Source organism: Picosynechococcus sp. PCC 7117, assembly GCF_001693275.1.
In the GTDB taxonomy this organism is placed as follows: domain Bacteria; phylum Cyanobacteriota; class Cyanobacteriia; order Cyanobacteriales; family MRBY01; genus MRBY01.
Genome location: NZ_CP016477.1, coordinates 1,942,930 through 1,966,923, shown reverse-complemented (window position 1 = coordinate 1,966,923; position 23,994 = coordinate 1,942,930). Strand labels below are relative to the sequence as shown.

The following is a 23,994-nucleotide window of genomic DNA, read 5'->3' as shown; positions in this document are numbered from 1 at the left end:
GATCAACTTGAGCGCAAAAATCTTGCAAACCATTACGGCTTAAGCACGAGACCCCCTGATGGGGCGGACTTGGGGGACAATGGGGTGAAATAAATCCCATGATAATAACCCTGTTATGTCCGAACAAAACATTGAATCCATCCTCCAGGAGCAGCGCCTTTTTTCGCCTGCACCAGACTTTGCTGCCGAGGCCCACATCAAGAGCTTAGACCAGTACCAAGCCCTCTACGACCGGGCGAAAAATGACCCCGAAGGCTTTTGGGGGGAACTCGCCGAGCAGGAATTGGAATGGTTTGAGAAATGGGACAAGGTGCTCGATTGGCAACCGCCCTTCGCCAAATGGTTTGTCAACGGGAAAATTAACATTTCCTACAATTGCCTCGACCGTCATCTCAAAACCTGGCGCAAAAATAAAGCCGCCCTCATCTGGGAAGGGGAACCCGGTGACTCCCGTACCCTCACCTATGCCCAGCTACACCACGAGGTCTGCCAGTTTGCCAATGCGATGAAAAAGTTGGGCGTCAAAAAAGGCGATCGCGTCGGGATTTATATGCCAATGATCCCGGAAGCCGTTGTTGCCCTCCTCGCCTGTGCTCGCATTGGTGCGCCCCACACCGTGGTATTTGGTGGCTTTAGTGCCGAAGCCCTCCGCAGTCGCCTCGAAGACGCTGAAGCCAAACTGGTAATCACCGCCGACGGGGGCTTCCGCAAAGATAAAGCAGTGCCCCTCAAGGATCAAGTAGATGCGGCGATCGCCGATCACCATGCCCCCAGCGTTGAGAATGTTTTGGTCGTTCAACGCACCAAAGAGCCTGTCCACATGGAAGCCGGGCGGGATCACTGGTGGCACGAGCTGCAAAAAGAAGTCTCCGCTGACTGTCCCGCCGAGCCGATGGATGCTGAAGATATGCTCTTTATCCTCTATACCAGCGGCACCACGGGTAAACCCAAGGGCGTTGTCCACACTACGGGCGGTTATAACCTCTACACTCACATGACTACCAAGTGGATTTTTGATCTTAAAGATGAAGATGTGTACTGGTGTGGTGCCGATGTGGGCTGGATCACAGGCCACAGTTACATTACCTATGGCCCCCTATCTAACGGCGCAACGGTCTTGATGTACGAAGGTGCGCCCCGTCCGTCTAATCCCGGTTGCTATTGGGAAATTATCCAGAAATATGGCGTCACCATTTTCTACACAGCTCCCACGGCGATCCGGGCCTTTATCAAAATGGGCGAAGACATCCCCAACCAATACGATATGAGCTCCCTGCGCCTCTTAGGGACTGTGGGTGAACCGATTAACCCAGAAGCGTGGATGTGGTACCACCGAGTGATTGGGGGCGAGCGTTGTCCCATCGTTGATACTTGGTGGCAAACTGAGACTGGCGGCGTGATGATTACGCCTTTACCCGGTGCAACCCCTACCAAACCCGGTTCCGCAACTTTCCCCTTCCCCGGTATTGTGGCGGAAGTGGTCGATCTCGATGGCAATCCTGTCGGCGACAACGAGGGCGGCTATCTGGTGGTGAAACAACCCTGGCCTGGGATGATGCGCACCGTTTATGGCAATCCCGAACGTTTCCGGTCTACCTATTGGGAGCACATCGCCCCAAAAGATGGACAATACCTCTACTTTGCAGGGGATGGGGCACGCCGGGATCAGGATGGCTATTTCTGGATTATGGGGCGTGTTGATGATGTCCTAAATGTTTCTGGTCACCGCCTCGGCACCATGGAAGTAGAATCGGCCCTCGTTTCTCACCCAGCCGTCGCCGAAGCGGCAGTGGTTGGGAAGCCGGATCCAGTCAAGGGAGAAGAGGTATTTGCCTTTGTTACCCTTGAGGGAACCTACAGTCCCAGTGATGATCTGGTCACGGAACTGAAGGCCCATGTGGTGAAGGAAATCGGGGCGATCGCCCGTCCGGGAGAAATCCGTTTTGCCGATGTAATGCCCAAAACCCGTTCTGGGAAAATCATGCGGCGTTTGTTGCGAAACCTAGCCGCAGGACAGGAAATTGTGGGCGATACTTCTACCCTCGAAGACCGCAGCGTCCTCGATCAACTCCGGGGCTAACCCCCCATTCTCCCTTGAGGGAGATGTCCAGAGGACAGAGGGTGTCTTCCCTTGAGGGAGATGTCCAGAGGACAGAGGGTGTCTTCCCTTGAGGGAGATGTCCAAAGGACAGAGGGTGTCTTCCCTTGAGGGAGATGTCCAAAGGACAGAGGGTGTCTTCCCTTGAGGGAGATGTCCAAAGGACAGAGGGTGTCTTCCCTTGAGGGAGATGTCCAGAGGGCAGAGGGTATCTTCTCTTGAGGGGAGTCGGAGGGAAAATTTCCATTAGGTGTCCCTCCGAATGCTTGCTTTGACCTAGTTCCCTTCGATAAAGGCGAAACGCCCCTGTTGACCCGATTCATCCATTTCAATTTGGGCCACAAAAAATTCCTTCTGGACAATTTCCCCTTCCTCTGTGAAGGAAATTTCACCCAAAGGCGTGACGTAGGTACCTGCAAAAATTTCGTCCCGCAGTTGTCGTCGCAAGTCCGGTAGAGCAAGAGTTTCTAGGGGCGTTTTTTCGTCGAGGCTGCTGAGGGCTTCAACAAAAACTTGGATCGCCGTAAAAGCCTGGGCACTAAATTGGGGCGGCTCTTTTTGGTTTTGTTGAAAATAGGCGTCCCGAAACGCGCGGTTAATCTCATTATCTAACTCGGCACTGTAGGCTTGGGCCACCAACACCCCATCACATTTTGCTTGGCAGACGGGGAAAATATTAGAAGTATTTAAGCCGTTCCCCCCAACAATAATGCCGTTGTAACCTAATTCTCGCAGTTGCTTCACCAGGTTGCCCGCATCGGCTGCTAACCCCGAAATAATCACTAGATCTGGTTGAACATTGAGGGCGGCAGTCACCTGGGCTTGAAAATCAGTGTCGGTGGTTTGAAACCTTTGTACCGTGACTAATTCCAGACCAAAATCTTGCACAGCCGTCTGGAAGGTTTCTGTCTCTGATTTACTAAAGGCATCATTTTGGGCGAAGAAAACCGCAACGCGCTGTAGTTCTGGGTTGAGCTTCAGGGCTTGGGCTACGGCATTGGGAGCAACCACCGAGACAGGGGCAGAAACTCGGCCAATAAATGTACCAATCTGCGGGATTCCTTCGGCGGTATTGGAAGGGCCAAGGACGGGAACTTGGGCCCGGTCGGCGATCGGATCGGCGGCAAAGGCTTGTTGGGAAAGGGTCGGGCCAACGATACCGACCACTTTATCTTGGTTGATCAGGGTATTAAAGGCGTTGATGGCGCCCTGCTCATCGGCGGCCACATCCTGGAGAATGATTTTTAGGGGTTTACCGTTGATCCCGCCGTTTTCGTTGAAGTAGGTTTCCGCAATCTGGGTGCCGAGGATCTGCTCTTGGCCAAACAGGGCAACATTACTGGTCTGGGCGACGGCGACTCCCAGAGGAATTTCTGCCAGATTGCCATTATTATTACCGGCATCCGTAGGAGGAGATGGGGCATTACAGGCAATCACCAGCACTGCCGTCAAAAAGGCGATCGCCCCCTGGAGCAAGCGTCGATATTTAAACATAAAAATTTCTATAGAGTCTTCATATAACAGACATCCAGAATACTGCGAAGCTCGATGCTCCTTCAACTGATTGGCAGCGATGGGGAATCAGTAACTCCTAATGAATCGTTACAGGCAGACGAGGGCCGTGAAAAAACTAGACACCAATAACGCTAGCCCCGAAATGATCCCGATTTCTTGAATTTCTTTTTTGAGTTCCATGGTTTGACAGCTCCACTAGCAAAATATGCAACGAAGAAATATCGATTTTGCTTGTTATTAAGTATAAATACTCAAGTGCTGTTTGCCCACCCTTGGCCCCAAGGGAAATCACTGGAGGTAGAGATTTAGCCCGTTAAATGTCATCAAAGCCAAATAATGAGACCAAAGAATGCCGTCAATTCGTTTTCGATCTGATTGGATTCATTCTTACTTAGGGAAAGGTATAAGATAGAACTTTCTCCTAGATAGGCGTAAAGCTTAATTTAAGGTGCTAAGATCATTAAAGAACTATTAACCTATATTTTTTTCTTATCCGTAATCCGAAAAAATTCTTAAGAATTGCTTTTATCGCTGATTTTGCAACGAACAAGCCTTGATTTCACCTTGGCCCATTCGTCAGAATAGCCCCCATTATTTCCTTGTCGTCTGTTCTTCCCCCAAAACCATGTCCCAAGCCTTTAGTGCCACAGAAATTCGTAACACGATGAAGCAAGAGGGGTTGCGCATCACGCCCCAGCGGTTTGCGGTTTATGCCAATCTACTCGGTCGGCAGGATCATCCCACGGTAGAACAGATCCTAGAGGATGTGAATGCGGATTTGCCCATTGCTTCTAAGGCCAGTGTTTACAGTGCCCTGACGGTCTTGCGGGAAGTGAATCTTGTGCGAGAGGTGCTCTTAGATGAAGGCGTAACTCGGTATGACGCCAATGTTAATCCGCACCACCATTTCGTCTGTCGAGACTGCGGGGCCATCCAGGATCTGCCTTGGCAAGCCTTTAGTTGTTTTGATTTGGGTCAGTTTGCGACGCAAGTTACCGCCGAGAGCTATGAAGTAACCGTTAAGGGACTCTGTGCGGACTGCCGTGCTTAACTTGTTTAAATAATCTGGGATTTCGCCTCGGCCAGCTTGGGTTGATCCTTGCTGTTTGGCAGCCTTGGTCAGAACCCTTAACCTCATGAAGGTTTTGTCCGGGGCGATCGCCAAATCAGGTATTTTGGAATCTAGACTGGATTGTTAGGAAGGATTTTATTGCGTGAAACTTTTTGTGTATCACACGCCTGAGGCGACGCCAACGGATCAACTCCCCGATTGTGCTGTGGTTATTGACGTACTGCGGGCCACCACGACCATCGCTACGGCGCTCCACGCTGGAGCAGAAGCAGTACAAACCTTTGCTGACCTCGATGAGCTGTTTCAATTTAGTGAAACTTGGCAGCAAACCCCCTTTCTCCGGGCCGGGGAACGGGGCGGGCAACAGGTAGAAGGTTGTGAGCTTGGCAATTCTCCTCGCAGTTGCACCCCAGAAATGGTGGCTGGGAAGCGCCTCTTCTTAACAACCACCAACGGCACGAGGGCCCTCAAGCGCGTTGAGCAAGCGTCCACAGTGATTACCGCAGCCCAAGTGAATCGCCAGAGCGTGGTGAAGTTTCTCCAGACAGAACAGCCAGAAACCGTTTGGTTCGTTGGTTCCGGTTGGCAGGGGGATTATTCCCTCGAAGATACCGTCTGTGCTGGGGCGATCGCCAAGGCCCTGTGGAATGGAGACAGTGACCAGTTAGGGAATGACGAAGTGATTGGGGCAATTTCCCTTTATCAACAGTGGCAGCAAGATTTATTTGGCCTCTTTAAGCTCGCGAGCCACGGCCAGCGTCTCCTGCGCTTAGACAATGAAATTGATATTCGTTACTGTGCCCAAAGTGATACCCTGGCGGTTTTACCGATTCAAACAGAGCCGGGTGTTCTCAAAGCCTTCGCCACTAAAAAAAATTAAGGGAGCCATGAAAAAAGGGTTCCGCACGGAACCCCCAAGTCTGCTTCTGTGGCAGATTTAGACAAATTTACTTATAAAGCTCAGTGGAGAGCCGGAAAGCCAAAACACCAGGAATGAGGGCAATGGCAAGGGCCACTAACACTTGGGTATCAGAAATTCCCATAATTTTAAAAACTCCGAATATAAACTGAGGTTTATCCCTTAATTTGCGATATTGCCTCTGGTTTCCCCAAGGTTTTGTAACAAGACGCAACATATCACCCCAACCTTCACCCATTCACCAAAAATGCGTCGCTTTAACCTTGATTCTGAGAAGTTTCTGCCGTTGACTGGATAGTTTGTTTACAATGGCCTTAAGGTGACCCATTTGCCGCCACAGCAACCCGACGGGCGGTCTTTTTTTGTCTTGAATTGTTCTCAAAAGTTTACTGTGTCGAATTTTTCCCATGCTCGAGCAAATTCTTCATCCCCAGTTGCATTTCAGCTTAGAAACGTCTTTCATTCTCGTGATTTTGGTGGCCCTAGAAGCTGTTCTTTCAGCCGATAATGCCATTGCCCTCGCGGCGATCGCCCAGGGGTTAGCCAGTCCGACCCAACAACGCAAAGCCCTCAACATTGGTTTGATGGTGGCTTACATTCTCAGAATCACCCTTATTTTCACGGCAACCTGGGTGATCCATTATTGGCAAGTAGAACTTTTGGGGGCATTGTATTTGCTGTGGCTGGTTTTTCGCTACTTTACCTCCCCTGAAGATGATAAAAATCACCACCATAGCCTAGAGTTCAAGTCCCTCTGGCAAGCGATCCCGATGATTGCGGTCACGGATTTAGCCTTTTCCCTCGATAGCGTCACAACGGCGATCGCCGTCGCGGAAGACATTTGGTTGATTGTGCTTGGGGGCACCATTGGCGTTCTGACCCTCCGCTTTCTGGCGGGGCTGTTTATCCGCTGGCTCGATGAATTTACCAACTTAGAAGATGCGGGTTTTGTGACCGTGGGCTTTGTGGGGGTTCGTCTCCTCCTTAAGGCGGTTTATCCCAGTTTTGTGATGCCTGAATGGCTGATGATCACGGCGATCGCCGCCATGTTTATTTGGGGATTTTCTAAACGCAACCCTGATTTTGTCCCCCAAGAGGACTCGCCATCGCCCTAATTTGTGCCTGGATCCCTTAGTCCGCCGTAGTTTCCCCTACGGCCCATTTGTCATTCTCAGCAACTTTACATTTATTAAATAAACTTAATAAAACTCTATTTTTTTGGTAAAATAAATTCATAAATAAAAATTAAGCATTTCGATTCTCGTTTTTTCACCAAGGTTAAATCGCTGCTCCGTCAGTACAGACCTTGCCTGTTTCCTTTAGTGGACAACTCACTTTTTCCGCAGCCCTGGCGAATCCAGTCTAGGGAGTAGCTTCTTATTTTCATTTTTTAAATTTCGTCCTTTCTAGCCGAGTTGACCTATGAAAACTGCCAAATACTCCGCCGATCCTGTCCGTACCTATCTCAAAGAAATTGGAAGAGTTCCCCTTTTAACCCACGAAGAGGAAGTTCTTTATTCTCGCCGTGTCCAGAAAATGGTCAACCTAGAGAAGCTTAAAGCCGAATTAGCAGAGAAGCAGGATCAAGAGCCGAGCCTCAAGGAATGGGCCCAGGCAGCGAACCTTTCCCAGCGGGAGCTGAAAAAGCAACTCCTCCTAGGGAAGCAGGCAAAACAAAAAATGGTCGAAGCGAACCTCCGCCTTGTGGTCTCAGTGGCGAAAAAATATATTAAGCGCAATATGGATCTCCTCGATTTGATTCAAGAGGGCACCATCGGCATGCAACGGGGGGTAGAAAAGTTTGACCCGACCAAGGGTTATCGTTTCTCGACCTATGCTTACTGGTGGATCCGGCAGGCGATCACCCGGGCGATCGCCGAAAAGAGTCGCACGATTCGCCTCCCGATTCATATCACCGAAAAGCTCAATAAAATTAAGAAAGCCCAGCGCCAACTGGCCCAAGCTAACGGACGTTCTGCCTCAATCCCAGAACTAGCCGATGAACTAGGTTTAACCACCAAGCAAGTCAGGGACTACCTCGAAAAATCCCGCCAGCCCCTTTCCCTAGACCTGCGGGTTGGCGATAACAACGACACGGAACTGATCGAGCTCCTCGAAGACGATGGCTTAACCCCCGACGACTACGCGACCCATGCGGCTCTAAAACGGGATTTGGCGCGGATGCTAAATGATTTGACCGCCCAACAACAGGAAGTTTTAACCCTCCGCTTTGGTCTCCGGGATGGGACGCCCCACACCCTCGCAAAAATCGGCGAACACCTGAGCATCAGCCGGGAGCGGGTACGTCAAATTGAACGGGAAGCCCTTGCGAAACTCCGCAAACGAAAAGCGGAAATGGGTGAATATTTAGCCAGTTGATTTCCCAGTCAAAGGATAATTTGGCGATCACCTAGGGGGAGAAAATCGTAAAAATGCCACCGCAAAAGTTCGGTTACACTCCCCTCTAGGTTGTCAATAAGTTGTTACATTAGCCTTAGTTAGTATTGCATCAAAACACAGTGATTCAACCCATCACTTCCATTGAGCATCTAGGAGGAAAGACTGGTGAATAACGAAGCCCAAAGTTTTTATGGTCTCACAGGTAACAAACAACAAGGTTCAGACGAGCTTTGGCATTATGTCCAGTCTTTGTCTCCAGAAATGATTGCCCATATGTCAAAGCCCCAATCTCCGGCGGTTAATCAAGTGATTGAGCGTAATATTGTTGGGTTATTGGGGGTTTTATCCCACGCCGATGGATTTAACGTATCGGTCAATATGAGTCGCGAACAGCTTGGTCAACTGTTGGCCTCGGCAATGATGGGCGGCTACTTTATCCGTAACGCCGAGCAACGGTTTCAGATCGAAAAAGCGCTCCAGGAGCAAGACCTTAATTTACCCGATTAAAGTTTATTCTCTGGCAATAATTTAGGCTGTAAAATTCAGGAAACTTCAAGGGGAAAGCCTCCCCTTTTTTATTGTTTATTTATCTGCATAAGTAATTTAAACCCTGGCTCTGTGAGCGTAGCTAATATATCCAGACAAACCCGTTCCTAATAGAAATAAACCTTGGCCTTTAACGAGCCAATTTCCCCAGTGGACATAGGGTGTTTTTTTATCGCTTAAATATATTTGTGCGCTGTAGGTGACAAATTCATTTAGGGAAGATAACCACAAAGTTTTTCCGGTGGGGTCAATCACGCCCGAATGACCCGTATTGTTAGCCCGCACTAACCAGCGACCATTGGCGATCGCCTGCATCACATCGAGGGCATGGTGTTGGGCTGGCATGGTTTCACTGTAGTGGGCGTCATTGGAGGCCACAATGATAAATTCTCCCCCGGCGGCGGTTTGGCGACGGAAATGTTCTGGATAGGCAGATTCATAACAAATAGCGACGGTGGCTGGGCCGAGGGGGGTTTGCATCACTGCTGGGTTTTGGCCCCGCACCAGGTGAGCATCAAGGGGCGACAGGCGGTTAATAATCTTCCCCAGGACAGCTTCAAAGGGAATATATTCCCCCAGGGGCACGAGGCGCTGTTTGTTGTAGCGGCTGAATACGTAGCCTTGGCGATTCAGGGTAAATAGGCTGTTGGTAAAGTTATTTGCTTCACTACCAAAAGCCCCCAGGACAAGGGGGACGTTTTCTGTGCGGATCAGGCGGGGCCAAAAGGTTGCCTGGAGAATTTGTTCAATGCGAAAGGGTAAGGCTGTCTCCGGGGTGATAATCAAGTCTAGGGGCTGTTGGGCAAGGGTTTCATAGCCCGCGCGATAATTGGCGATCGCCAACTGATTACCATCTTGGTAAAGTTTAATTTCGTTGGGAATATTCCCCTGAATAATGCCGATTTGGGCAGGGCGATCGCTGGTAACGGGCGTTGTCTGCAGTAGCGACCAGCCAATCAGGTGAGCACTACCCAGAAGAATTAGGGTGAGTCCCCCCAACAGACCACTGCAACGGTGGAAGCGCACAGTCCCAGTCGCATCGAAACAGGCCTCCGCAAGACAGCCATTCACCAACACAATGAGCCAAGAAATGGTGGTAAATCCCGACAGTTGAGCCAATTGTAAAATCGCTAAATTATGGGGACTCTGGCTAAAGGCGAGGAAATGCCAAAAGAGATCACTCTGGCTCCAGAGATATTCGATCACACACCACAAGGACGCCCCATAAACAACCCGGTAAAGTCGCCCGGCAAAGCTTAAAGGCCCGAAGGAAGCACGAAATTCCTCGAAACAAACCATCCCTAACGCCCAGAGCACCGGGATGCCCGCCCCCCACAGGGTGATTATGATCCAGCAAAGAATGGCGATCGCCAAACTCCACAACCAAGGAACCCCCATCCAGGTCATCGGGTGAATCCCCGTAATCCAAAACAGCGTAAAACCCTGGTACCCCAAACCCCAATAAAAACTCAACCAGAGGGGCTGTTTGTATCTCTGGTAAAAATTACGCATCGCCCGTAGACCTTTACGACCTTGAGCAGACGGGGATGACTTAGTCCTTTGGGGCGATCGCCCAAGATAGATCCAGAGGGGGATCAGGGCGATCCAAGCGAGATACCAAGCTTCGACGGGGGCCGAGGCCATGCCCATCAGTACCCCTGCCCCTAATACGAGAAATCTAAGAGCCCAGATGGGGCGGAAACTGCTGCGTACGAACATCATCGCTATAGCGTTGGACTGCGTTGGTAATCAGATTGTCTAAGTCTAAATATTGTTTGGCAAAGGGGGGCGCTTTTTCACTGAGGCCCAAAAGATCCGCCGTTACCAGCACTTGCCCATCACAATGGCGTCCCGCGCCGATGCCAATGGTCGGAATTGTCAGTTTTTCGGTAATCGTCTGTGCCAGGGTTGCTGGAATATGTTCTAAGACCACCGCAAAGGCCCCGGCCTGTTCGAGGGCGATCGCCTCTTGGATTACCCGTGTCGCTTCTAGTTCCGTATTGCCCTGTTGCCGATAACCCAGGGTATGCACCGATTGGGGAGTGAGACCCACATGACCCATCACCGGTACGCCTAAGCGAGTGAGACGTTCCACCGTTTCGGCCATCGCTGGGTGTCCCCCTTCCAGTTTGATCGCCTGGGCGGTGGTTTCCTTGAGAATTCGACCCGCCGTATGGATCGCCTGGGAGAGGCTTTCTTGGTAGGTTAAAAAAGGAAGATCACTGACCACGAGGGCATTTTTAACCCCCCGACAAACGGCCTGGGTATGGTGAATCATCGCCTCTAAGGTCACAGGCAGCGTATTTTCATAGCCGAGGGCCACCATCGCGAGGGAGTCCCCCACTAGAATGACATCGACCCCAGCTTGATCGACTAAGCGGGCGATCACATAGTCCCAGGCTGTCAGGGTCACGATGGGTCGTGCCGTTTTTTTATAGTTTTGTAGTGTTCTCGGTGTAACCCGCATCAATCGTTCTCTAGGGCACAATAAAGCTGACCGGGCTAGTGAACAACACCCCAAAGCAGCTTTAGCTACAGCCGATGGTGTTGGGACTTTTCCGGTAATACCTGAGCTATTATGCCCCAAATCAAAATTCTGGGGAAATTCCGGCGTCCATGACCCCAGATTTTCCCCGGCGATCGTTTCAATTTTCGCCTTAGATCTTTTTATAAGAGATCTATTTAAGCTTGCCAGTTGGCCCAGTCTTGGGGCTTGAGGAACCGTTCATAGAGTTCTGCCTCTGGGGTACCAGGCTCAGGACTGTAGCTATATTCCCAACGCACTAGGGGCGGTAAAGACATCAAAATCGATTCGGTACGGCCATTGGTCTGCAAGCCAAAAATAGTCCCCCGGTCATAGACGAGGTTAAATTCGACGTAGCGGCCCCGGCGGTAAAGCTGGAATTGCCGTTCGCGATCGCCATATTCTGTGTTGCGTCGCCGTTCAATGATCGGCACATAGGAATCGAGGAAGGAACCACCACAGTCTTGCACAAACGCAAAAAGATCTTCCCAACTGCGCTGGGGCTGTTCCCCTAAATCCTTACTGTAGGCAGCGGCAGCTTTATCGGGATGGGGGCCTTTATACAGTTCTCCGGTACCATCTTGATAGTCGAAGAACAAACCACCGACCCCACGGGTTTCGTCCCGGTGCTTCAGGTAGAAATATTCATCACACCAGCGCTTAAAGACGTTGTAATACTCCTTGTGGTGGCGATCGCAGGCGGCTTGGTAGGTTTTGTGGAAATGAGCCGCATCCTCAGCAAAAGGATAGTAGGGCGTCAAATCTGCACCACCGCCAAACCACCAGACGGGGCCAGCTTCAAAATAGCGATAGTTGAGGTGAACCGTTGGGATATAAGGATTTCGGGGATGCAAAACCATTGATGTGCCTGTGGCATAAAACCCGTGGCCTGCGGCTTCAGGGCGCTGCTTCAAAATCGAAGGCGGCAATTGATCGCCCCACACCTCAGAGAAGTTGACCCCTCCCTGTTCGAGGACATTCCCCTCACGCATTACCCGGGAACGACCGCCGCCGCCCTCCTGGCGCTGCCAAGAATCTTCCTGGAATTTTCCTTTTCCATCGGCCACCTCTAATCCCTGACAAATTTTGTCCTGGATTTGCTGCATAAACTGGCTCACCCGTTCTTTGGAATCACTAGGGGGCACAGGCTTAGCGAGGCTGGCATTGGTGGATTCTGTTTGCAAAGCTGTCATGGTTGCGTGGGAAGAAGTTTTATTTATTAAAAGGGTTTACCTGATGGCCCAAAGGCTGATGTTACAAGGCTTCTTTAGGTCGACACAGGTCAAACTAGTATTCCAGACTAACCTGAATTGGCACGTTTTCGGCCTCGGTGAATGTGATTTTTCATGAAGTTTGTAACGAATAATTAAAAAGCTGCCTCCCGTGAATTCGTCGCCTGAGGCTATCCCCAGAGGCAAGGCGATCGCCCCCAATCCCGCTCTAAGGTTAAGAATAGATTAACTATATCCTTACGGACTTTTCCGTTTTAAAACCCTGATACAAAGGAAATCTCCCAAAAGCTTCGGTGTATACTAAAACTAAGGTTAAGAAAAAGTAAATTATGACTTAATCCTTTCATTACCTATTGGCGTGTCCAGGAGATTTGAACAATGCATCATGTTGCTAATCCAACCACCCCCCAAACTTCGATCCCTTTTCCCCTCAAAACAGATCGAAATGTGCCGACCCGCCTCGTGGCCCACTGGTTAACAGATGCGAATGGTAAGCTCTATCGAATCTGGGTCAGTGAAAAAATTTAGTCTCCTCGTTCCAACAAATTCCATCCAGCAAAAATCCCACAGAATCCGTCAGTGACTCTGTGGGATTTTTGTAAGTTTTTAAGATTAAAGCAAAATTAGAAGGACTTCAGCCTACTCCGACTTCGGCGTTGCTCCAAACTGTTCGATTAAAATATTCTTCACAGTTGCCTTGAGGGTGTCCCCACAAGGCACTTTCTGAGCTACCGGCGCACCGAGGCTCGCCTGGTTACCGACCGTTCCCCCAGTGAGCACATTGACCGCTTCGACAATTGCCCCATCAACTTTCGCTTTAGACCCGATAAAGCCGATATCACCCACCTGGGCTTGACCACAGGAATTTGGGCAGCCAGTCCAGTGCATCCGTACCCGTTGGGGAATATCTAATTCGGCATCCAATTCACGGGCCAAAGCTAACCCCTGTTCCTTCGTCTCCACAAGGGCAAAATTGCAGTAGCGATTCCCTGTGCAGGACACAAAGGAACGTACCAAGGTCGAAGGATTCACCGAGAATTTTTCTAGTAACGGTTCCTGGAGTAGCGCCTCAACGTTTTCGCTTTTGACGTAGGGAATAATGAAATTCTCTTCTACTGTGGCCCGAATTTCGCCATTGCCATAGGTTTCTGCGAGGCGTGCCACCTCGAACATGTCTTCTGCGGTCAAGCGTCCGGCGGGGACATGCAAGCCCACATAGTGATAACCTGCTTGTTTTTGGGCATAGACACCGATGTGATCTCGCTTATCCATGGTTAAGGCGTGTTCTGGGACTGCCGGTTCTAAAGATTGGCCAATTTCTGCTTCTAATCTCGCCCGGAAAGCATCGACACCCCACGCTTCAACCAGCCACAACACCCGCGCTTTGGCCCGATTTCCCCGGAGACCCTCCTCGGCACTGTGGCGGGTATATAGCGCTAAAATGCCACGACTGACCGCAAGGACAGCCTCATTGGGGGGAACCCAAACATTAATCGAAATCCCTTCGGCTTGTCGCTGGGCAGAAAAATATCCGCCGACAAGAACATTGAAACCAAATTGCCCATCCTTAAAGGCCGGGACAAAGCCAATGTCATTGATTTCTACGTGGGAAGAATTATCCGGCGCTCCTTCTAGGCAGATATTAAACTTCCGGGGGAGGTCACTAAATTCGAGGCTGCCTTCACCGTAATTGGTGATCATATTTTGGAGTTGGGCCGCGAGTTCTCGGGTATCAAAATATTCTTCGGGGTCGATACCGGCGACGGGAGACCCTGTAATGTTGCGCACGTTATCGTGGCCAGACTGTACCGTGGTGAGGCCCACTTGCTTTAATTTCGTCAAAATCTCTGGGGTGTCTTCCAGTCGAATGCCGCGTAATTGGATGTTTTGGCGGGTTGTAATGTCGGCACTCCCGTCTTCGCCGTAGCGTTGCACAATTTCTGCTAGGGCGCGCACTTGGGCACTGTTGAGGATGCCGTGGGGAGTCCGCAGACGCAGCATAAATTTGCCTGGGGTCACCGGTCGGTGAAAAAGTCCCAGAAATTTAAGACGAATGATTAAGTCATCTTGATCCATGGCTTCCCAGCCAGCCTGGGCCAGGGTTGCCAACTCATCTTTAATCGCTAAGCCGGGTTTGGCTTGTTTGGCTTGTTCGATTTTTGTGAGTTTGATTTTTTGGATTGTGGCGGCGTCAGTCATGGAGTTAATCCTGATTTCAATACTGATGTTGCTATGGGCGTCGGCTGGATATCCAGGGTGATTTGACCAAGGTAAACATTCAGTCAGGGAGATTTTGTAGTGTTAACTACGGGCCTGGCTCGCTTTTGCGAAATCAGAATATTGGTGATGCGATCGCCGCATTCAATTGACAAGAGGAATTTAGGTGCTAACCAGTCCAGTTTGGGGAGAACTGGCACTGGCAATATGTTGAACTGGAATGCGCCCGGCCAGGTGAGCGAGGCGGCCGGCAGTGGTGGCTAACCCCATGGCTCGACCCATTTGTACGGGATCTTTAGCGAGGGCGATCGCCGAATTGACCAGTAGCGCATCGGCTCCTAATTCCATCCCGTAGGCCGCTTCACTAGGGGAGCCAATCCCTGCATCAATCACCACGGGAACCTTGCTCTGTTCAATAATAATTTTGATGTTGGCTTCATTTTGAATCCCCTGGCCAGACCCAATGGGAGAACCGAGGGGCATCACCGTGGCACAGCCCACTTCCTCTAGGCGTTTCGCCAACAGAGGATCGGCATTGATATAGGGCAGCACCGCAAACCCTTCTTTGACCAATTGTGCTGCGGCTTCGAGGGTACCGATGGGATCCGGTAGCAGGTAGCGGGCATCGGGGATCACTTCTAATTTGACAAAGTTGTTATCTTCTTGGCCTAACAGACGGGCCATTTCCCGACCTAAACGGGCCACCCGAATCGCTTCTTCGGCAGTTTTACAGCCCGCCGTATTAGGCAACATCCAAATTTTTTGCCAGTCGAGGGCTTCGGCAAGTCCTTCATGGCCTGGGGCTTTGGTTTGGACGCGACGCACTGCCACCGTGACAATTTCGCAACCGCTGGCTTCAACGCTTGCTTGCATTGCGGCAATTGAGGGATATTTCCCCGTTCCTGTCATCAAACGCGAGGTAAAGCGACGACCGGCAATGACCAGCTGATCAGGGGTTTCCGTGGGGTTTGGCGTTGCAGTTGTGGTTTTGGGGCTGATAAAAAAGCTCGGCATTGAACCGTTTTGACCATTCTGACTGTTGTGACCGTTTTGCATGGGTTGATGGGTTGGGTTATCTAAAAAGCGTTGGTAAGAAAAATGTTGGAGGAGGGGATCTGCTTGGTTGCGGATTAGGCGATCGCCAATGAGTTTCGCCGTGATGGGAGCCAATAAAATGCCATTGCGATAATGGCCCGTGGCATAGGTAAGATTTTCACAAGGGGATGCCCCCAGAATCGGTTTTTCATCGGGGGTTGCGGGCCGAAAACCCCACCAGAGTTCCGTGATTTCCCAATCTTTGAGTTTCGGCAACAGTTGAATCGCTTTATTCAGCAGGGTTTGGATCCCTTGGGGGGTATTGTTGGGTTGCCACTGTACAGTTTCTGCGGTGGCCCCAATGATTAGGGTGCCATTGGTGCGCGGCACGAGGTACAGATTATCACCAAAAATCACCCGCCGGAGGGCCTCAGGATTCGGCATCCTCAGGGACATCATTTCCCCTTTAATCGGATAAACGGGCAGGGGCGTAATCTGACTCGACCAGGAACCTGCGGCTAAGACATAATGGCCCGCTTGGAATAGCCCTTGATCGGTCTGCACCGCTTGCACCTGTCCTTGGATTTGTTGGAGACCCAAAACAGTAACGCCTTCTTTAATCACCACCCCCAGACCCCGCGCTGCTTGGAGTAGGGCTTGGCTCAGACGACGGTTGTCCACTTGGCCATCTTCAGGGTGCCACCAGGCTCCCACTACCCCATCACCAAAACCCGGTTCATGGTGGGTCAGTTGGGCGCGGTTTAGCCAAACAGAAGCGCTATCGGTCACGGTTTGGTTCGGCGCAACGGATTTGGGAGCAAAAATACCACAGGGCAAATAACCCACATCGACGCCGCTGAGTTGTTCAATTTTGCGGCACCAGTCGGCGTACATATTGCGTGATCGCTGCCCCAATTCGAGCATTGTCCCCGTTAACCCTTCGGCCTCCGGGGCAAGCATTCCGGCAGCGGCATGGCAGGCAGCCTCGGTAAAGTTTCGATTCAGGATTGTCACGGCACAACCCTGTTGTTGCAATTCGACGGCGATCGCCAAACCAATGATCCCGCCTCCTAAAATTAAAACGTCCGCTTGCTGTGCCATTTTTTCCATCACCTTAAATTCCTTCCGGTGCCTTCCTTTAAGCTACAACGGCCAAGATTTTTGCGGCAACCTTGACTTGTAAATAAAAAATCCCCACTCCAAGTAGCAGGGATATCACGTTAGGGTACTGACATTAACCAGCCATCACAGGGGCTTTAAACTGTTGCCAATTCCTTTTGGCCACGTCCCGTTAATTTTTCAACCTCTGCCAGTTCTTGCATCACCTGGTCGAAAGCTTCTGGGGTCAGGGATTGGGGGCCATCGGAAAGGGCTTTTTTCGGGTTGGGGTGAACTTCGATCATCAGCGAATCAGTGCCAATGGCGATCGCCCCTTTAGCCAGCGAGAGAACAAATTCAGACTTCCCTGTACCGTGGCTCGGATCGATCATCATCGGTAAGTGGGTCAAACTGCGCAACACCGGAATCACCGATAGATCCAAAACATTGCGCGTGTACTTACTATCGAAGGTGCGAATCCCCCGTTCACAGAGGATCACCTGGGAATTTCCTTCCGCCAAAATATATTCTGCAGCCATTAACCAGTCGTCGATGGTGGCGGCCATCCCACGCTTCAACAACACCGGCTTATTCTGAGCTCCTACCTTCTTCAAGAGGGCAAAGTTTTGCATATTGCGCGCGCCGATTTGAAGCACATCGGCAACCTCAGCAATCTTTTCTACGTCCGCCGTATCCATTACTTCTGTGATAATCCCTAGACCGGAGGCTTCCCGTGCTGCCGCCAACAATTCTAAAGCACTTTCGCCGTGACCCTGGAACGCATAAGGAGAAGTTCTCGGCTTGTATGCCCCACCCCGGAGGAATTTTGCCCCAGCTGCTTTGACCCGGAGGGCAGTTTCAACGATCATTTCTTCATTTTCAACGGAGCAAGGGCCAGCGACGACGACCACCGGATGATTGGGGCCGAAGGTGACATCCCCGTTCGGAGTGGGCACAACGACCTCGCTGTATTGACCATGACGGTACTCAAGACTGACCCGCTTAAAGGGCTTTTCGACCCGGAGTACATTTTCGATCCAGGGGCTCATTTCTTGGATCAGTTCAATGTTAAAAGTGGCGGTGTCTCCCACCAAGCCAATGACCACTTTGTGGGCCCCAACAATTTTTTCGGGGGTCAGGCCTAACTCTTTAAGCTCACTCCCTAAACGGTTGATTTCGGCTTCAGGAGTGCCAACTTTCATGACTACGATCATGGTATTTCCTCGAAGATTTACGACAGGTAAAAGAAATTTTATTTATGGAATAACGATGTAATAGGGCGTTTTTTATGGATAACGTTCTTAAAAACTAAGTTGTCGGCGATCGCCACCCTCCCAGTCTTATCTTGACACATTCACCTGAGAAAATTTTGATAACCGACAAGGCTGCATACGTGATATTTAAGCTCGGAAACCCTGAAAAACCAAGGGTCTAAACTTTAAGATTTGCTGCGGGCTTCCCGGCGACTGGCACGCCAGGCTTGAACCATCCGGCCGAGGTTCAGACTAAATTCCTCCCAACCGAGACGGCTCCCCGGACGATTTTCATCCCAGGATGTGGAGAGAATGCCGTAGCTCAGCCCCACAACCCCCAAACCGAAACAACCCAGGCTCACTAGGAGAACAGCGATGGTGGGCAACTCCAGCAGTTCGCGGGAAACAATATAGTAGGACACCACAAAAGATGTGATCCCCATAGCCGTGGGAATCCCGGAGAATAAGGCCATCCGACGAATCATCCGTTTGCTTACTGCATCGGGGATCGCCGATAAACTGGCCTCATCCTTTGGCGATCGCCTAGGTGCATTTGATCCTGAACTAGACTGGGTCGTTGCCGTTGCTGGGGGCTTTTTGGGAGCCTTTTGCTTCGTTTGCTTTGGCTCGAAGGGGAGTCGATCTCGCTTCGGTTCAGAGGACATGGGTTGGGTAAAAACTTAACGACGAATTCCGAGGCGACCAATCAAGGTTTGATAACGTTCTTGGTCGTTGGATTTAATAAATTGCAAAAGGCGCTTCCGTTTCCCAATCATTTTTAACAAACCACGCCGGGAGGAATGGTCTTTTTTGTTGACCTTGAGGTGTTCGGTCAGTTGGTTAATGCGCTCCGTGAGGAAGGCCACTTGGAGATCCGCAGACCCAGTATCAGTTTCGTGTACCTGATACTCGCCCATGAGTTCCTGTTTACGCTCTTGCGTTAAAGCCATAATCTGTTTTTGTAGAAAATAAAATACAAATATTGCAGTCTATTATGCTAACACTGTTTGCTCCGAAAGCCTATGGACAGGCGGAATCTTTTTGACTGTAGTAACACGGATATCCCTGGGGGGCAAAATGGCCAAAAATTCCCCACTACCAACCGCTAATAGCGTAAAGGGGATTGGTTTCCGCAGCCGCAGTCGCCGTTGCCGAGGAGGTCTGGATACGCTCTTCCATACAAAAAGTCGTTGTGTTAAAGCCCCCAAAGCGTTTTACGGTGCTAGTGCGCAGGCGTAGGTCTGGGTTGGCGAACCAAAACCGTTCGTAGATCGTCATGGTTTCGTATTCGGTGGTCAGAACGAGGCCATCTTCGTGATCTAGATGATATTCACCAGCGACGGGGACGATTTCCGCATAGCCGCGCTCCCGCAACAGTTTTCCTTGGCGGGGGTTGTCAGCATCGGGGATGAGGGCAAAAACCGTGCTACCTTCGTGGTTTTCATCGTCTTTGTCCCATTGCATCGTGCCAGCCCAGGTGACATAGGAGCCGCCGACGCTGAGGCTAGCGTCCATGTCGTGCATCTGGCAAATTTCAATGATGCGGGGGTCGTCTTTTTCGAGGGTTTCGACTTGGATATTAGAACCACCGGATTCGGCGCGCCGGAAGGGGAGATGGTGGGTAACGCGTCGAGACTGCCATTGTCCGGCACTGTATTGGAAAAATTCCTTGGCATCCGCAAAGCTTTGCATATCGAAAAATTGTCCTCTGGGTCTTGGCTGATTACAAAAATATCGTTTTATCGGTGTTTGTTAAAAACATCTTTCAGCTTAACGAATTTCGGGCCGCTCCCTGGAAAATAGGCGATCGCCCCATTGTTTCTTTTTGTTTCAATTTTGACAGAACGATTGACAGAGGTTAGATTAAATGCAGTAGAGACATTCGCAATATTCGCCAGAGCTATTGGCAAGGAGCTGCCCATGTCCCCGGAAACCAATTTGACCCTCGAACAAAGGCTACAGGTGCAAATCTTTGAAACCCGTACCCAAGACCTGAGCCTGGAGCAAGCCCAAGAATTTTTAATGGAAATGTTTCGGCAAATGCTGGTGAAAGACAACCTGTTCACCAAGTTAACGGAAAGCTAGACCCAGGTTTAGGTGTCTAGAAATAGTATTGAAAAAAACTGTCGGCGATCGCCCTTCTCCTATTCCTCTCAGGTGGCGATCGCTTTTTATTGGGATTTTTTGTGGGCAAATTTTTGCTAATCCCTAAGCTTTTAGGAGCCAAAGGGCAGTGTGGGTCACATCGGAATCGTCCGGTTGGATCAAGAGAAAATGTAACCCTTGGGCCTGCTGGAGCCGTTGTTGGTAACGTTGTCCGGCGCTGGCGATCGCCTGGTCATGGAAAGTCATGATCACCCACCGTTGGGTATCGGCCCCGGTAAGGACAAGTCCGCCCGCGAGGTTGGCCTCCGTTTCCTGGTAAAAAACCGTTTGGGGTTGCTGCTCCTGGAGCCACTGGGCCAACTGCATCGACCGCCTGCCGCCATAAATAATCGTTCCCGGAATCAGCACATTAGAGGCCAACCCCAATTTCACCGGCTGTAACTCCTCCGGCAAGGACACAATCGGGATCGGGCGATCGCCAAACAAATCCCAAAAATCTCCAGCGGGAATGCTGCCAAAACGCCAATTTTCGCCCCAAAGTTCATCGGGCAAAGGTTGGGGGGGAGCGGGTAAATTTTGCGCCATAATCAATGTGCCTCAGGGATTGTTTTCATACAAATTAATACAGGCTTTGAATCCAGTCCCATTCTCGCCGCAGGCCCTCGCTGAGTTTCACCTGGGGGTCATAACCCAAAATCGTTTTCGCCTTGGTCACATCGGCGCTGGTATGTCTGGCATCTCCCCGGGCGCGATCGCCATAGTTCCGTGGAATTGGTTTGCCAACGATCTGGTCAATTTCATCGAGCACATCATTTAAAATCACCCGACTGCCACCGCCGATATTGAAAATTTCGCCAATCGCCTTTGGTTCCTGGGCTGCCAAAAGGTTCGCCTGTACCGCATCGCTGATATGGGTAAAATCACGGGTTTGTTTTCCATCGCCATAAATACCAATACTTTCACCCAGAATTGCCGCCCGGAAAAACTTATGGAAAGCCATATCGGGCCGTTGTCGGGGGCCATACACGGTGAAGTAACGCAGGGATGTGACCGGGACAGCGTAATTTTTTAAATAAAGCCAGCAGAGCCGTTCCGCCGCTAATTTTGTAATGCCATAGGGAGAAACGGGCTGGGGACAAATGGTTTCTGGGGTGGGCATGGTTTCCGCATCGCCATAAACCGAGGATGTACCCGCATAGACAAAACGTTCTAAAGTACCGACCTTTTTCGCCGCTTCGAGCATTACCTGGGTGGAATTAATATTTCGTTCGGTGTAGTCCCGAAAGCCGATGCCCCAACTGGCCCGTACCCCGGCTTGGGCTGCCTGATGGTAAACCACACTCACACCTTTCAGCAGATCTTCCCAGTTGAGGTGCTGGATATCTGCTTCGATAAGTTGGAAATTTTGGTACTGAGCGAGGGTGGCTAGGTTTTTACGCTTGAGGGTTGTGTCGTAATAGTCATTCACCTGATCAACACCCACCACTGTAATCCCCTGCTGGAGTAGGGTTTCTGCGAGGCTAGAGCCAATAAATCCCGCAGCGCCTGTGACAATGACCTTCGACATGATGATGTTCGGGGGAGAAAAAATTTGATGTTTCCAAAATAGAGGATGGGGTTAGGCGATCGCAAAGTTTTTTTCAGCCATTAGCACTCCCCCAATTTTGTTGTATTACAATATGCAATACGACAATGGTGTTGTTAATGATTACCCTAAGACTTGACCCAGACCTAGACAAAATAGTTAGTAATACGGCCAAAAATTTAGGCATCACAAAATCTGAACTAATCCGCAGAAGCCTAGTTGAATACATTCACAATCTCGACCAACAAAATGCTTGGGAAACTGGCAAAGATTTGTTTGGCAAATATAGCAGTGGTAGAGATGATTTATCTTCCTGTCGAAAAATGCTCCTAAAAGAAAAGCTTAAAGCGAAGCGAGCATGAAAAAGATTCTGATTGACTCTGGGCCGCTGATTGCCCTGTTTGATGCGTCGGATAAATATCATCCAAAAGCCTTGGAATTCATTAGAAACAATAATCTGCCGCTGATCACAACGATTGCCTCAATCACAGAAACCCTCCATCTCCTAGATTTCAATCGCAATGCGCAAATTGATTTTCTGGAGTGGATTAGTAGAGGTGGTGTAGAAATTTGTCAAATTGAAAACCATGATTTTCAGCGGCTACGGGAACTGACAGAAAAGAACCGTGATTTACCCATGGATTTTGCGGATTCTTGCTTAGTGCTTCTCGCAGAAAAATTAAATTTAGACACCGTCGCTACCATTGACCGCGATTTTTCTATTTATCGGATTAAGGGCCGAAAAAAATTTAAAATCATCCTTTCCTAAAAAATGCAGAATTAATTCTTCATTCTGTAACGCAAGGCTCGTCCAAGTTGCTCCATCCCTAAAAAACTGCTTCAATCGGCAAAGGCAACATCGTTCAGGGGAATCCATGCCAGAACTACCAGAGGTGGAAACCGTTCGTCGCGGTTTAATGCAGATTAGTGTAAATCAGCGGTTTACAGGGGCAAAAATTCTCCTCCGGAAAACCCTAGCCCATCCTGTGGATCCGGATCATTTTCTAGGGGCAATCCAAGGCTTGGTCATTCAAGATTGGCAACGGCGTGGCAAGTATTTACTCGGAAAATTATCGGATGGCTCAACCCTTGGGATTCACCTGCGGATGACGGGGAAATTTCTCTGGACAACCCCGGATGTGCCTGTGCAAAAACACACACGATTACGGTTTTTCCTGGCAGGCGATCGCGAACTGAGATTTGTTGACCTGCGCACCTTTGGGCAAATTTGGTGGGTACCAGCAGGAACTATTGTGGAATCTGTAATTACGGGATTGACACGCTTGGGTGTGGAACCGCTTTCCCCAGATTTTACGGCGGATATGCTGGCCAATTTCTGCAACAAACGCCAGCGGCCAATGAAAACGTTTTTACTTGACCAAAGCATCGTGACTGGCTTGGGCAATATCTATGCTGACGAAGCGCTGTTTAAATCGGGTATTCATCCCACCCGCAAGGCTAGCAGCTTAAAGAGACCAGAAATCGAGAGGCTACATAAAGCAATTGTTGAAGTGCTGGAAACTTCTATTTCCCAAGGCGGCACTACCTTTAGCGATTTTGTCAGCACCACGGGCACCAACGGCAACTATGGCGGTATGGCCCTCACCTACGGGCGCACGGGGGAACCTTGTCGCGTTTGCAGTCATCCCATCGAACGGATCAAGCTCGGTGGACGATCAACCCATTTTTGTCCCCAATGTCAGGGCTAATGTGTTTGTTTGATTAATCTTTGGCTTGGATGATGTAGCCGCACTGGTGTTCCCCTTCGTTGATCCACTGGGTGCGGGTTACGGTGCAGTCGGGTAAAACTTCTTCAAACATCTCCAGTTCGTTACCACAGACCATCGGAAAGGATTCGGCCACATCGGCGATCGCACAATGATGTTCCGTCAATAAAAAACCGTCATGACCATGGTCTGTCGCCGGAATGACCTCCGCCATGTAGCCTTCTTCTTTGCGTAAATTGACCAAACGGGCTAAACGCTCTGGTAAGGAACCATCCCCAAGGCGATCGCGGTAGCTATGGGCTTTCTTTTGCCATTGTTTGCGGAGCACTTCCTTGACCTGCTCTTCCCCCGCCGTCTCTGCTAAGGTATCCAAAAAAGACACCGCAAAATCGTTATAGCGGTTCGGAAAGCGATCGCGGCCGGCCCGACTCAGACCATAAAAATAATTAGGACGCCCCAAACCTTCCTGCTTTACCCGGTGTTCAATGAGGCCTTCTTCTTCTAGATCTTTCAGGTGGCGTCGCACCGCCTGGGGGCTAATTTGTAAAGATTTCGCCAACTGCACAGCCTTAACTTGACCATGTTTCAATAAATATTCCAAAATGTCATGCTTCGTTGAACGGGTTTCGGCGCGGGTGTCAGAAAGGGTCATGGATAAGCCGTTAGA

General features: G+C 50.2%; 25 protein-coding genes. 11 read left to right on the top strand and 14 right to left on the bottom strand.

All coding sequences use genetic code 11. The features are described from left to right. Positions 1–115: 115 nt before the first annotated feature. Positions 116–2,080: an acetate--CoA ligase gene (gene acs / locus AWQ22_RS09485; protein ID WP_065710932.1), complete on the top strand. Its 1,965-nt coding sequence runs from the start codon at positions 116–118 to the stop codon at positions 2,078–2,080. Positions 2,081–2,374: 294 nt separating this feature from the next. Here the strand turns inward: acs and AWQ22_RS09480 are convergent, their stop codons facing one another. Continuing rightward, positions 2,375–3,592 (bottom strand): ABC transporter substrate-binding protein, encoded by a 1,218-nt coding sequence (locus AWQ22_RS09480; protein WP_065710931.1) that lies wholly within the window; start codon positions 3,590–3,592, stop codon positions 2,375–2,377. 646 nt (positions 3,593–4,238) lie between these two features. Between AWQ22_RS09480 and AWQ22_RS09475 the strand changes: the two genes are divergently transcribed. Continuing rightward, positions 4,239–4,664 carry a Fur family transcriptional regulator gene (locus tag AWQ22_RS09475; protein ID WP_030006386.1) on the top strand — a complete coding sequence of 142 codons (426 nt, stop codon included), beginning with the start codon at positions 4,239–4,241 and terminating at the stop codon, positions 4,662–4,664. Between the two features lie 163 nt (positions 4,665–4,827). Continuing rightward, positions 4,828–5,565 (top strand): 2-phosphosulfolactate phosphatase family protein, encoded by a 738-nt coding sequence (locus AWQ22_RS09470; protein WP_065710930.1) that lies wholly within the window; start codon positions 4,828–4,830, stop codon positions 5,563–5,565. Between the two features lie 67 nt (positions 5,566–5,632). On the opposite strand, the gene psaM is transcribed toward AWQ22_RS09470, so the two are convergent. Next, positions 5,633–5,728 carry a photosystem I reaction center subunit XII gene (gene psaM / locus AWQ22_RS09465; RefSeq protein WP_012307445.1) on the bottom strand — a complete coding sequence of 32 codons (96 nt, stop codon included), beginning with the start codon at positions 5,726–5,728 and terminating at the stop codon, positions 5,633–5,635. A gap of 283 nt (positions 5,729–6,011) precedes the next feature. On the opposite strand from psaM, the gene AWQ22_RS09460 reads away from it, so the two are divergent. From AWQ22_RS09460 to AWQ22_RS09450, 3 genes are all read left to right on the top strand, one after another. After that, positions 6,012–6,719: a TerC family protein gene (locus AWQ22_RS09460; RefSeq protein ID WP_030006384.1), complete on the top strand. Its 708-nt coding sequence runs from the start codon at positions 6,012–6,014 to the stop codon at positions 6,717–6,719. A gap of 307 nt (positions 6,720–7,026) precedes the next feature. Continuing rightward, a complete protein-coding gene (locus AWQ22_RS09455) occupies positions 7,027–7,983 on the top strand; it encodes an RNA polymerase sigma factor, RpoD/SigA family (RefSeq protein ID WP_012307443.1) in 957 nt (318 codons plus the stop codon). A gap of 186 nt (positions 7,984–8,169) precedes the next feature. Beyond that, a complete protein-coding gene (locus AWQ22_RS09450) occupies positions 8,170–8,511 on the top strand; it encodes a DUF760 domain-containing protein (protein ID WP_065710929.1) in 342 nt (113 codons plus the stop codon). 96 nt (positions 8,512–8,607) lie between these two features. Here the strand turns inward: AWQ22_RS09450 and lnt are convergent, their stop codons facing one another. The 3 genes from lnt to hemF all read right to left on the bottom strand — a co-directional run bounded on the left by lnt (position 8,608) and on the right by hemF (position 12,267). Next, on the bottom strand, positions 8,608–10,200 hold the full coding sequence (lnt, locus tag AWQ22_RS09445; RefSeq protein ID WP_157094608.1) for an apolipoprotein N-acyltransferase: 1,593 nt from the start codon (positions 10,198–10,200) through the stop codon (positions 8,608–8,610). A 28-nt stretch (positions 10,201–10,228) separates the two neighbouring features. Further along, complete coding sequence (panB, locus tag AWQ22_RS09440; protein WP_065710927.1) at positions 10,229–11,017, bottom strand: 3-methyl-2-oxobutanoate hydroxymethyltransferase; 789 nt, start codon at positions 11,015–11,017, stop codon at positions 10,229–10,231. A gap of 215 nt (positions 11,018–11,232) precedes the next feature. Then, complete coding sequence (gene hemF, locus AWQ22_RS09435) at positions 11,233–12,267, bottom strand: oxygen-dependent coproporphyrinogen oxidase (protein WP_065710926.1); 1,035 nt, start codon at positions 12,265–12,267, stop codon at positions 11,233–11,235. Between the two features lie 417 nt (positions 12,268–12,684). On the opposite strand from hemF, the gene AWQ22_RS16735 reads away from it, so the two are divergent. Beyond that, positions 12,685–12,834 carry a hypothetical protein gene (locus AWQ22_RS16735; protein ID WP_157094607.1) on the top strand — a complete coding sequence of 50 codons (150 nt, stop codon included), beginning with the start codon at positions 12,685–12,687 and terminating at the stop codon, positions 12,832–12,834. A 111-nt stretch (positions 12,835–12,945) separates the two neighbouring features. On the opposite strand, the gene AWQ22_RS09430 is transcribed toward AWQ22_RS16735, so the two are convergent. The 6 genes from AWQ22_RS09430 to AWQ22_RS09405 form a co-directional block, all read right to left on the bottom strand. Next, positions 12,946–14,505 (bottom strand): ferredoxin--nitrite reductase, encoded by a 1,560-nt coding sequence (locus AWQ22_RS09430; protein WP_065710925.1) that lies wholly within the window; start codon positions 14,503–14,505, stop codon positions 12,946–12,948. A gap of 180 nt (positions 14,506–14,685) precedes the next feature. Next, a complete protein-coding gene (thiO, locus tag AWQ22_RS17395; protein WP_065711696.1) occupies positions 14,686–16,659 on the bottom strand; it encodes a glycine oxidase ThiO in 1,974 nt (657 codons plus the stop codon). Positions 16,660–16,814: 155 nt separating this feature from the next. Further along, the gene (gene aroF, locus AWQ22_RS09420; RefSeq protein ID WP_012307436.1) at positions 16,815–17,870 is read right to left on the bottom strand and encodes a 3-deoxy-7-phosphoheptulonate synthase; all 1,056 of its coding nucleotides are present in this window, start codon (positions 17,868–17,870) and stop codon (positions 16,815–16,817) included. A 224-nt stretch (positions 17,871–18,094) separates the two neighbouring features. Then, on the bottom strand, positions 18,095–18,574 hold the full coding sequence (locus AWQ22_RS09415; protein WP_062434734.1) for a PAM68 family protein: 480 nt from the start codon (positions 18,572–18,574) through the stop codon (positions 18,095–18,097). 15 nt (positions 18,575–18,589) lie between these two features. Further along, a complete protein-coding gene (gene rpsO, locus AWQ22_RS09410) occupies positions 18,590–18,859 on the bottom strand; it encodes a 30S ribosomal protein S15 (RefSeq protein WP_012307434.1) in 270 nt (89 codons plus the stop codon). Positions 18,860–19,004: 145 nt separating this feature from the next. After that, positions 19,005–19,601 (bottom strand): phycobiliprotein lyase, encoded by a 597-nt coding sequence (locus tag AWQ22_RS09405; protein WP_030006376.1) that lies wholly within the window; start codon positions 19,599–19,601, stop codon positions 19,005–19,007. A gap of 228 nt (positions 19,602–19,829) precedes the next feature. Between AWQ22_RS09405 and AWQ22_RS09395 the strand changes: the two genes are divergently transcribed. Further along, entirely contained in the window at positions 19,830–19,994 is a 165-nt protein-coding gene (locus AWQ22_RS09395; RefSeq protein WP_030006375.1) for an NblA/ycf18 family protein, read from the top strand. Positions 19,995–20,117: 123 nt separating this feature from the next. Here the strand turns inward: AWQ22_RS09395 and AWQ22_RS09390 are convergent, their stop codons facing one another. Together AWQ22_RS09390 and AWQ22_RS09385 are read right to left on the bottom strand one after the other, a co-directional pair. Next, complete coding sequence (locus AWQ22_RS09390; RefSeq protein ID WP_065710923.1) at positions 20,118–20,600, bottom strand: Tab2 family RNA-binding protein; 483 nt, start codon at positions 20,598–20,600, stop codon at positions 20,118–20,120. A gap of 34 nt (positions 20,601–20,634) precedes the next feature. Beyond that, complete coding sequence (locus tag AWQ22_RS09385) at positions 20,635–21,582, bottom strand: NAD-dependent epimerase/dehydratase family protein (protein ID WP_065710922.1); 948 nt, start codon at positions 21,580–21,582, stop codon at positions 20,635–20,637. A gap of 125 nt (positions 21,583–21,707) precedes the next feature. On the opposite strand from AWQ22_RS09385, the gene AWQ22_RS17430 reads away from it, so the two are divergent. From AWQ22_RS17430 to AWQ22_RS09370, 3 genes are all read left to right on the top strand, one after another. Then, entirely contained in the window at positions 21,708–21,962 is a 255-nt protein-coding gene (locus AWQ22_RS17430) for a ribbon-helix-helix protein, CopG family (RefSeq protein WP_084448983.1), read from the top strand. Beyond that, positions 21,959–22,369 carry a type II toxin-antitoxin system VapC family toxin gene (locus AWQ22_RS09375; protein ID WP_065710921.1) on the top strand — a complete coding sequence of 137 codons (411 nt, stop codon included), beginning with the start codon at positions 21,959–21,961 and terminating at the stop codon, positions 22,367–22,369. Before AWQ22_RS17430 ends, AWQ22_RS09375 begins: the two co-directional genes overlap by 4 nt. A 106-nt stretch (positions 22,370–22,475) precedes the next feature. After that, positions 22,476–23,309, top strand: coding sequence for a DNA-formamidopyrimidine glycosylase (locus tag AWQ22_RS09370; protein ID WP_065710920.1), 834 nt, complete (start codon positions 22,476–22,478; stop codon positions 23,307–23,309). A 13-nt stretch (positions 23,310–23,322) separates the two neighbouring features. Here the strand turns inward: AWQ22_RS09370 and sufR are convergent, their stop codons facing one another. Beyond that, positions 23,323–23,979 carry an iron-sulfur cluster biosynthesis transcriptional regulator SufR gene (gene sufR, locus AWQ22_RS09365; protein ID WP_065710919.1) on the bottom strand — a complete coding sequence of 219 codons (657 nt, stop codon included), beginning with the start codon at positions 23,977–23,979 and terminating at the stop codon, positions 23,323–23,325. Positions 23,980–23,994: the final 15 nt, after the last annotated feature.

Coding starts and splice junctions, on each gene's coding strand:
- acs (WP_065710932.1), top strand. CDS start 116: ATGTCCGAACAAAACATTGAATCCATCCTCCAGGAGCAGCGCCTTTTT.
- AWQ22_RS09480 (WP_065710931.1), bottom strand. CDS start 3,592: ATGTTTAAATATCGACGCTTGCTCCAGGGGGCGATCGCCTTTTTGACG.
- AWQ22_RS09475 (WP_030006386.1), top strand. CDS start 4,239: ATGTCCCAAGCCTTTAGTGCCACAGAAATTCGTAACACGATGAAGCAA.
- psaM (WP_012307445.1), bottom strand. CDS start 5,728: ATGGGAATTTCTGATACCCAAGTGTTAGTGGCCCTTGCCATTGCCCTC.
- AWQ22_RS09460 (WP_030006384.1), top strand. CDS start 6,012: ATGCTCGAGCAAATTCTTCATCCCCAGTTGCATTTCAGCTTAGAAACG.
- AWQ22_RS09455 (WP_012307443.1), top strand. CDS start 7,027: ATGAAAACTGCCAAATACTCCGCCGATCCTGTCCGTACCTATCTCAAA.
- lnt (WP_157094608.1), bottom strand. CDS start 10,200: ATGGGCATGGCCTCGGCCCCCGTCGAAGCTTGGTATCTCGCTTGGATC.
- panB (WP_065710927.1), bottom strand. CDS start 11,017: ATGCGGGTTACACCGAGAACACTACAAAACTATAAAAAAACGGCACGA.
- hemF (WP_065710926.1), bottom strand. CDS start 12,267: ATGACAGCTTTGCAAACAGAATCCACCAATGCCAGCCTCGCTAAGCCT.
- AWQ22_RS16735 (WP_157094607.1), top strand. CDS start 12,685: ATGCATCATGTTGCTAATCCAACCACCCCCCAAACTTCGATCCCTTTT.
- AWQ22_RS09430 (WP_065710925.1), bottom strand. CDS start 14,505: ATGACTGACGCCGCCACAATCCAAAAAATCAAACTCACAAAAATCGAA.
- thiO (WP_065711696.1), bottom strand. CDS start 16,659: ATGGCACAGCAAGCGGACGTTTTAATTTTAGGAGGCGGGATCATTGGT.
- aroF (WP_012307436.1), bottom strand. CDS start 17,870: ATGATCGTAGTCATGAAAGTTGGCACTCCTGAAGCCGAAATCAACCGT.
- AWQ22_RS09415 (WP_062434734.1), bottom strand. CDS start 18,574: ATGTCCTCTGAACCGAAGCGAGATCGACTCCCCTTCGAGCCAAAGCAA.
- rpsO (WP_012307434.1), bottom strand. CDS start 18,859: ATGGCTTTAACGCAAGAGCGTAAACAGGAACTCATGGGCGAGTATCAG.
- AWQ22_RS09405 (WP_030006376.1), bottom strand. CDS start 19,601: ATGCAAAGCTTTGCGGATGCCAAGGAATTTTTCCAATACAGTGCCGGA.
- AWQ22_RS09395 (WP_030006375.1), top strand. CDS start 19,830: ATGTCCCCGGAAACCAATTTGACCCTCGAACAAAGGCTACAGGTGCAA.
- AWQ22_RS09390 (WP_065710923.1), bottom strand. CDS start 20,600: ATGGCGCAAAATTTACCCGCTCCCCCCCAACCTTTGCCCGATGAACTT.
- AWQ22_RS09385 (WP_065710922.1), bottom strand. CDS start 21,582: ATGTCGAAGGTCATTGTCACAGGCGCTGCGGGATTTATTGGCTCTAGC.
- AWQ22_RS17430 (WP_084448983.1), top strand. CDS start 21,708: ATGGTGTTGTTAATGATTACCCTAAGACTTGACCCAGACCTAGACAAA.
- AWQ22_RS09375 (WP_065710921.1), top strand. CDS start 21,959: ATGAAAAAGATTCTGATTGACTCTGGGCCGCTGATTGCCCTGTTTGAT.
- AWQ22_RS09370 (WP_065710920.1), top strand. CDS start 22,476: ATGCCAGAACTACCAGAGGTGGAAACCGTTCGTCGCGGTTTAATGCAG.
- sufR (WP_065710919.1), bottom strand. CDS start 23,979: ATGACCCTTTCTGACACCCGCGCCGAAACCCGTTCAACGAAGCATGAC.